This is a genomic window from Helicobacter aurati, assembly GCF_003364265.1.
Taxonomy (GTDB): domain Bacteria; phylum Campylobacterota; class Campylobacteria; order Campylobacterales; family Helicobacteraceae; genus Helicobacter_A; species Helicobacter_A aurati.
Map to the genome: position 1 here is coordinate 1 of NZ_NXLW01000024.1, position 8,220 is coordinate 8,220.

Genomic DNA, 8,220 nt, shown 5'->3' on the forward strand with positions numbered 1-8,220 from the left:
ATTGTAGCTTGCAATGTTTTGTTCTTTAATGAAGTCTTTACATGATAATACTTCGCATGTAAATCTCATAATTATCCTTTATAATTGGGTTGTGAGAGGAGGGGGTATTATAGATAGAATTTACTTAAGATGTGTTTATTACACTAAAACCAAAGGAATGTTATGCAGTCAATTGTAATTCATAAACAAACATTAGATCAGCAGAGTTGCAAGGACTTTGCCTTGAATGAATATATACTCATGGAAAACGCAGGGAATAATTTTGCTCGCTTTATTGCCAAACAAATCAAGAAGCAGAAAAACAGAAAATCTCAAGTGGTTTTTTTATGCGGAGGAGGAAATAATGGAGCAGATGGCTTGGTTGCCGCGAGGATTCTTACGGCTTTGCATTTAGAGTCGCAAATTACTATTATTATGCTAGATAATCCAAAAACTGCTCTCTGCAAAGCGCAATATGATACTCTGCGACGTCTCAATGCTACTACACACACAAATCCTCTATTTAATATAACAACGTTTGCTTTTTTGCAAGGTGAATTAAATGATGCAACACAAGACAATCACAACACAATCATGTCGCAACTCCTTAAGCTGCAACCAAACGATATATTGCTTGATTGCATTTTTGGCAGTGGATTTGATAATACAACGCGCTCTTTACAGCAGCATGCTTATTACAAACAATTACAACAATGCTTTAGAGATTCACGTGCTTTAAAAATTGCTTGTGATGTACCAAGTGGATTGCCTAATATCTTGGGGCACAATGCGGATATAGAGGATATTATAGGGGATGTTGATTACACGTTATGTATGGGCGTTGCCAATTTGGCTTTATTGGATTCTAGAATCAAAGATGTTGTAGGAAAAATAAAGATTCTACCATTAGGCATTCATCAAAAAAGTTATTGCAATTCTATTGAATCTGATGACAGCCAAGAGAAGACGACTTTTATGCTCTTAGAAAAAAGCGATATGAAATTGCCGCTAAGGACTAGACAAAATAGCAACAAAGGAACTTACGGCACAGGCTATATTCTCGCTGGAGAAATGTTTGGTGCTTCATTATTGAGCGCGAAAGCGGCTTTGCATTTTGGAGTAGGAAAAGTATGTATTTCTCAAGATTTCATTTATCATACAGAATCTCTACAAAAGGATTGTGAAATCATTTATACAAACACTTTGCCAACAATCTGCAATCAACAAGCTACACAACAGGCTTTCGGTATCGGTATGGGATTGGGCTATGATGAAGCGCAATATAGTAAGCTTTTTGCGTGGCTGTATGGACTTTGTAATCTCTCTTATCCAAAGACAGCTAGGCAGGATTCTCTGCAGTTAGAACAGAATCCCAAGAAGAGAATCGCCACTCCTTTTGTTTTTGATGCAGACATTCTTTATCGCAAGGAGTTAATTAACCTCTTACCATTTTTAGAACATGCCGTTCTTACACCTCATCCAAAAGAATTATTAGCATTTATGCAAAATAGCTGTTTAAAAAGTCTTCATCAATACAATTCAATAGATTCTGTATTAAGAAATATGCCTTATATTGCACAGTGTTTAACGCAAGCTTTTCCTAATGTAGTCTTTTTATTAAAGGGTGCGAATACACTTATAGCGCATCAAAATAGAATCTATATTAACACGCAAGGCAGAGCGAATTTAGCAAAAGGAGGAAGTGGAGATATTTTAAGCGGAATGATTGTAAGTCTTCTTGCGCAGGGTTATTCTAGTTTGCAATCAGCCATGCAAGCAAGTCTCGCGCATGCAATAGCTAGTCAAAAGGCATTAAAATCTTATGATAGTTACGCGCTTACTCCAAAAAAACTCCTAAAAATCATTGCAAAACTTTCATAAGCTTTGTGTTGGCAACTTGTTTTGTATTGCAACCTTAGAGTACATATTTGTTATCTATGCTTTGAATACTTGAAATGTATTTCTTTTGCAAAACATCAAAGTGATACAATTTTAAACACCTTATTGTTTTTTGTTACAAAATAGAATATTTTTGTATAAAGATTCATTTTTTTTTATATTATTGACTAGTAAGGCTTGCTGTATTTAGAAAAGAAATAAAGCTCATAAACTTGCTTTTAATCAAGCTCTTCTAAAAGAATATGTAAGGAAAAATATGAGATCATTCAATATATTAATTTGGTTAGTAATAGCCATTGTTGGTGCTGTTTGCTTTTGCGTTTTAGCACTGCACACGGGCGAAAAGATTTCAGCACTTTATTTAGTTGTTGCGGCAGTTTGTATCTATGCCATCGCTTATAGATTCTATAGTAAATTCGTAGCCTATACCGTGTTAGGACTTGATAGCAAAAGAGCTACTCCCGCAGTCATTCATAATGACGGGCAAAACTTCGTCCCAACGCACAAAGCCGTTTGTTTCGGACATCATTTTGCTGCAATTGCCGGTGCTGGTCCCCTTGTAGGTCCTATTCTTGCCGCGCAAATGGGCTATCTTCCCTCAATGATATGGATTCTTGTTGGGGGCTGCTTAGCTGGATCTGTGCATGATTTTGTCGTGCTTTTTATTTCGTCTCGCCGTAACGGTCGCTCACTAGGAGAAATGATAAAAGAAGAAATGGGCAATACGGTAGGAAGACTAGCAATGCTAGCTATCTTTGGAATCATGATTATCATCATTGCGATTCTAGCTATGGTTGTTGTCAAGGCTCTAGCGCATTCTCCATGGGGTACTTTCACCATTGCTATGACTATTCCTATTGCTATTTTTATGGGAATCTATATGCGATTTTTACGACCCGGTAGAGTTGGCGAAACAAGTATCATTGGCTTTATTCTTTTAATGTTTGCACTTTATTATGGACAGGTTATTGCAGAAGATGTAGTTTTAGCAAGCTATTTTCATTTCAAAGAAACCACTCTTGCAGTAATTATTATGGCATACGGATTCATTGCTGCCGTTTTGCCTGTGTGGCTTTTGCTTGCTCCAAGGGATTATTTGAGTACCTTTCTTAAAATTGGCGTTATTGTAGCTATGGCGTTTGCCATTCTAATTGTTGCTCCAGATTTGCAAATGCCAAAATTTACACGTTATATTGATGGCACGGGTCCAGTCTTTGCTGGAGATCTTTTCCCTTTCCTTTTTATTACGATTGCTTGCGGCGCGATAAGTGGATTTCATGCTCTAATTAGCTCGGGGACAACGCCAAAAATGCTTGAAAACGAAACGCATGCAAGACCTGTTGGATACGGCTCTATGCTTATGGAATCTGCGGTTGCTATCATGGCGTTAATTGCTGCGTGTATTTTGCAACCTGGATTATATTTCGCTATTAATTCTCCAGCAATTGCAATTGGGAAAGATGTTGTAAGTGTGGCAGAAACAATTTCTAGCTGGGGATTTGTCATTACTCCGTCAGATATTACAAACCTCGCGCATGATATTGGTGAAAAAACGGTTCTTAGTCGAACGGGTGGCGCGCCAACATTCGCAATAGGACTTGCAATGATTATTTCGCAAGTACCGATATTCCAAGCCGCTTCTATGGCTTTTTGGTATCATTTTGCCATTCTTTTTGAAGCGTTGTTTATCTTAACTGCCGTAGACGCAGGTACTAGAACCTGCCGCTTCATGGTGCAAGATATTCTAGGAAATATCTACAAGCCATTAGGCAACTTAGAATCTATTCCAGCTGGGTTGCTTGCAACGGGTTTATGTGTAGTGTGTTGGGGATATTTCTTGTATCAAGGCACAATTGATCCTAGAGGTGGAATTTATAGTTTATGGCCGCTCTTTGGTGTAAGTAATCAAATGTTAGCGGGTATGGCATTGCTCCTTGTCATGGCTATCTTGTTTAAAATGGGTAAAGGCAGATACGCATGGGTCGTTGCATTGCCAGCGAGCTTTGTGCTTTGTGCAACGTTGTATGCGGGAATCCAAAAGGTATTACCAGCAAACGGAGAGAAGAAACATGATGCTGTAAGTCATGTTGCTTTTGTACAAAATGCAAACATTGCTGTTGCAAAAAAACAAGAACAATTACAAACACTACAAAGCGAGAATCCAAACGACACTGAATCCATACAACAGTTAGAAACTGAAATCCGTGTTACAAAACAATCTATTGTTAACAACACTCTTAACGCGATACTTTGTATATTCTTTATGATTGTAACGGTGATTATACTCTTACAATCTATTCGTATTGCGCTGCAATGTATAGGAGGGAGATGTAGTTATCCACTCAAAGAAGAGCAATATATCTTAGCGAAATGATCTGCCGCTCGTAATGCCTGAACTTGCTTTATTTGGCATTTGATTGCAACTAAGATTTCTCGCCTAACTGCTTTTGAGGGCTAGAAAGTTTTTCATTATCTTTTTTCCCTTTTCTTGTAAGATTGATTCGGGATGAAATTGGATTCCGTAACAAGGATATTGTCTATGACGTAATGCCATGATAATCCCTTCTTCATTGGTTGCTAAGATTTCACAATCTCCCGCGTTTTGTACATGCAGTGAATGGTAAAGTGCTATTTTGAGATTCTGTTTTAACCCCTTAAAGAGTGGATTAGGCACAAAAGAAAGAATAGAAGATTTACCGTGTTTAGGAGTTGTCATCTTGCCTACTTCTCCGCCAAAAGCTTCGGCAATACATTGATGTCCTAAGCAGATTCCAAGTATGGGTATATATGGAGCAAAATATTTAATTGCCTCAAGACAAACACCTGATTCTTTAGGGCTACTAGGACCGGGTGAGATAATTAGATGGGTAAATTTTATACGTTGTATTTCATAGAGATTGCAATCATTAGGTAAAACAATTGGAATCACTCCGAGACATTTAAGCTGATAGACAATATTATAAGTGAAAGAATCATAATTATCGAGAAGCACTAAGCGCATTGCATTTCCTATCCGAGTTTCTAAATGTATGCTAAAGACAATAACCGTTTTATTATTTATACAAACTAAATCATATATTCTACATGTAGGATATTCTACAAAACAAATACATATTGCACAACTTCTTGCGCATAAATACGATACAATTTTTACAAAAACAAGGGGTAATATGCAGCCTTTTCCATACGTAGAATCTCATCTCAACAAAGATCTTTTAGAACGTATATTCACAAGTGCTTCTATTCGTAGATGGAACGATAAAGCTTGTCCGTTGGACTTTGTAGAGCTTGACAAACAAGCGCACAAAATTATTATCGCTTATATGTTTGCAAAAATCGAGGAAGATTTGGGTAAGCCAATACACTATGAATCCTTGATACAAAAATTTTTGTTTGGGTTTTTTGAACGTATAGTGCTTACAGACATTAAACCACCAGTATTTCATAAACTTAAACATTCTCATGGCAAAGAACTTGCACAATATGTTAAACAATGTATACAAAAAGAGGTTGCGGGATATACATTTTTTGACAATATGGAGCATTTTCTTTTAGAAAAAGATTCCTCTTTAGAATCCAGAATTTTACAGGCAGCACATTTTTATGCTTCCAAGTGGGAATTTGACATTATCTATAATTTTAACCCTAAGCTTTATGATGTAGAGATGATTAAAAACACCATTGATTCTCAAAACGAAAGCTTTTACGACTTATCGAGCATGCAGCAACTTATACTTTATCAAGATTTACGCGAATGTGTAGGCATGTTCGGAGAGCTTCGATTCCAAAAAAGATGGAGTCAAACGCCTAGAATACCAGAAACTTCAGTCTTAGGACATACGCTTGTTGTAGCGATTTGCGCTTATTTGTTGAGTATAGATTTAGGGCTTAATGAATCGATGCGTAAAGAGCATTTTTTTGGCGGCTTGTTTCATGATTTACCTGAAATTCTAACGCGTGATATTATTTCTCCTATTAAGTATTCCGTACCCGGTCTTGATAGCTTCATTCATGCAATCGAACAAGAAGAAATGCAAGAAAAAATCCTTAAAAAGCTCCCGCCTTATATTACAAATGATATTATTTATTGGACAGAAAATGAATTTTGCAATCGATTCATAGATTCAGATAATACGGTGCATATAGTAGATGATTGTGAAATATTTTTATCCCAGCACAACGACAAACAAAGGCGCGCAATATGCGGTGATTTATTGAAATTTTGCGATAAACTTAGCGCGTTTTTAGAGGCTAGAATCTCGATTCTACATGGAGTGAGTACAGCCATTTTAAAGAATGGAGCAGATTCTATTTATAGAGATTTGCAGCATAAAACAATAAAAAATGTGCAGCTAGGGAAAATCCTTACAGCCTTTTATGAATGAGAGAAGAGAATCTATAATTTTCATTCTTGCGTTTTTTTTTTTTTTTTTTGTAATAATTACACAACAATCACTAAGTAGGAGCAATCATGGCATTAATAGCATGTAAAGAGTGTGGCAATGAAGTTAGCGATAAAGCATTCAAATGCCAAAATTGTGGTGTAAGACTGAGAAAACCAAAACGAGGATTGTTTGGATTTATGGTTAAATGGGCTTTTATTTTGTTTAATCTCATTATGTTACTATGGGTAATTTTTGTCTTTACTTTTTATAGTAATGGAGCCATTGAATCAACAGATGAAATTGGACAAGTAGCGCATGTTATGGCTGGTGGATTCTGGATAACACTGACGTTTGCAATTTGGGTAATTGCAGATTTTATACTTGGTTTATTTGTCTTTCTTACAAGGCCAAAAGAATAATTATTTTAACAAATCCTTACAGCCTTTTATGAATGAGAGAAGAGAATCTGTCTTCTTGCGTTTTTTTGTATAATTGTATAATATTGTTTTATCCTAAAGAGGCATGCAATATCTTCTATAATTCATAATATATATAATATATATAACTCTTAATTTTTCCACTCTCTTACAGCTTTTTATTTTAGTACTTTTCTTTCTTATTATCATTCAATTTATATTTCTTTTTTGCGCGAGACCTCTACTTATTTCTATTCGACTTTTTATCCCCCTATATTCTCTTTGCAACAGCAATATAATCAATGGTTTACTTGGTGTTTTGTATTTACAAAGATTCGAAGTAAGCCATTTACGTGGCTATTTACAACATATTAAGGATAAGAAATGACAAAAGAAGAATTGATAGAAGCAATAGAAGACATCTTAATGATAGACTTGGGTACTTTGGAATTAGATAAGAATCTGAATGAATATGAAGATTGGGATTCTATGGCGCATTTAAGTCTATTAGCACTTTTTGACTCTAAATTGCAAATTAAAATCAAACCCAAAGATATTAGAACGATGCAAACTGCTAGGGACATTCTACTCAAGGCACAAGTATGAATTGTTCTGTATCTCAAGTGGCAATTAGACATACCTGCACAGTGTTGCCTTCTCTCAAAAAACACAATAGGGATAATCCATATTTTGACACTAAGACAAAAAGAAGGCTTATCAAAACCACAGGAGTAGAAACGGTCTATCACTTAGAGAGACATTTTGGCTGCAAAAATGATGAGACACTACTTAATCTCTATATTGATGCTGGAGTGAATACATTAAAAACTGCAAATGGAGTGAAGATTCAGTAGATGCTATCATTGTGGTTTCGCGAAAGCATGAATATAAACTACCTGCTACTGCCTGCATTTTGCAATATAGGCTAGGAATTACACAAGAAGTAGCTGCCTATGATGTTTCACTCGGTTGCAGTGCCTATCCTTATGCTCTTTTTATTGCTATTAAGTGTAAGTCTCGCGATGCTCTACAATGTGCACTTTACTACAAGCCTCTTATATAGACATAAAATAACTTCGAATGAAAGGAATAATTAATGAAAAAACACGTTATTGATTATTGCAGTGAAGAGACTCTGCAATTGGAATTCGAGAATCTTTTTAAGCCGTTTTAGCACATTGCCTGCCATAAATCTGAAATTTTGCAAAATAAAGATTATGTTATATTAGAAATATTTGACTTTCAAGTAATTATCTACAACGACAATGGCAATATTATAGCCTTTAACAATACTTGCCCTCTTATCAAAGAGATTCCCGTTAATGCCTTAAAAAATGTCTTTCGGATTCTAGCAAATTTCATACTTAAAGATATAGCAATCATTGCGCGTTTTCATTCTTTGCTGCGATATGGATTCTCTCTTCAAGAAACATTGCTATATGGTTAAGGTTATTTGTATGCGTTTTGGTGATTCAATGAAATGGTTAAAAGGGGGCTTTTCTTTTGGTAAAGGGAGCCGGGAGGGATTAAATTTTCTTTGT

General features: G+C 35.8%; 9 protein-coding genes. 8 read left to right on the forward strand and 1 reads right to left on the reverse strand.

Features of this window, described 5'->3' with window-relative positions; all coding sequences use genetic code 11:
• The first annotated feature begins 162 nt into the window (after window positions 1–162).
• Together CQA66_RS08725 and CQA66_RS08730 are read left to right on the forward strand one after the other, a co-directional pair.
• Window positions 163–1,860 (forward strand): NAD(P)H-hydrate dehydratase, encoded by a 1,698-nt coding sequence (locus CQA66_RS08725; RefSeq protein WP_104762774.1) that lies wholly within the window; start codon window positions 163–165, stop codon window positions 1,858–1,860.
• Between the two features lie 274 nt (window positions 1,861–2,134).
• Window positions 2,135–4,252: a carbon starvation CstA family protein gene (locus CQA66_RS08730; RefSeq protein WP_104762773.1), complete on the forward strand. Its 2,118-nt coding sequence runs from the start codon at window positions 2,135–2,137 to the stop codon at window positions 4,250–4,252.
• A 63-nt stretch (window positions 4,253–4,315) separates the two neighbouring features.
• On the opposite strand, the gene CQA66_RS08735 is transcribed toward CQA66_RS08730, so the two are convergent.
• Window positions 4,316–4,879: an anthranilate synthase component II gene (locus tag CQA66_RS08735; protein WP_104762772.1), complete on the reverse strand. Its 564-nt coding sequence runs from the start codon at window positions 4,877–4,879 to the stop codon at window positions 4,316–4,318.
• A 169-nt stretch (window positions 4,880–5,048) separates the two neighbouring features.
• On the opposite strand from CQA66_RS08735, the gene CQA66_RS08740 reads away from it, so the two are divergent.
• From CQA66_RS08740 to CQA66_RS08765, 6 genes are all read left to right on the forward strand, one after another.
• Window positions 5,049–6,263 (forward strand): HD domain-containing protein, encoded by a 1,215-nt coding sequence (locus tag CQA66_RS08740; RefSeq protein ID WP_104762771.1) that lies wholly within the window; start codon window positions 5,049–5,051, stop codon window positions 6,261–6,263.
• A gap of 86 nt (window positions 6,264–6,349) precedes the next feature.
• A complete protein-coding gene (locus CQA66_RS08745) occupies window positions 6,350–6,682 on the forward strand; it encodes a zinc ribbon domain-containing protein (protein WP_104762770.1) in 333 nt (110 codons plus the stop codon).
• A gap of 381 nt (window positions 6,683–7,063) precedes the next feature.
• On the forward strand, window positions 7,064–7,285 hold the full coding sequence (locus tag CQA66_RS08750) for an acyl carrier protein (RefSeq protein WP_104762769.1): 222 nt from the start codon (window positions 7,064–7,066) through the stop codon (window positions 7,283–7,285).
• Window positions 7,282–7,533 carry a hypothetical protein gene (locus CQA66_RS08755; protein WP_104762768.1) on the forward strand — a complete coding sequence of 84 codons (252 nt, stop codon included), beginning with the start codon at window positions 7,282–7,284 and terminating at the stop codon, window positions 7,531–7,533. The genes CQA66_RS08750 and CQA66_RS08755 overlap by 4 nt, the downstream gene beginning before the upstream one ends.
• An 11-nt stretch (window positions 7,534–7,544) precedes the next feature.
• A complete protein-coding gene (locus CQA66_RS08760) occupies window positions 7,545–7,742 on the forward strand; it encodes a hypothetical protein (RefSeq protein WP_104762767.1) in 198 nt (65 codons plus the stop codon).
• A gap of 138 nt (window positions 7,743–7,880) precedes the next feature.
• Window positions 7,881–8,126, forward strand: coding sequence for a Rieske (2Fe-2S) protein (locus tag CQA66_RS08765; RefSeq protein ID WP_104762766.1), 246 nt, complete (start codon window positions 7,881–7,883; stop codon window positions 8,124–8,126).
• Window positions 8,127–8,220: the final 94 nt, after the last annotated feature.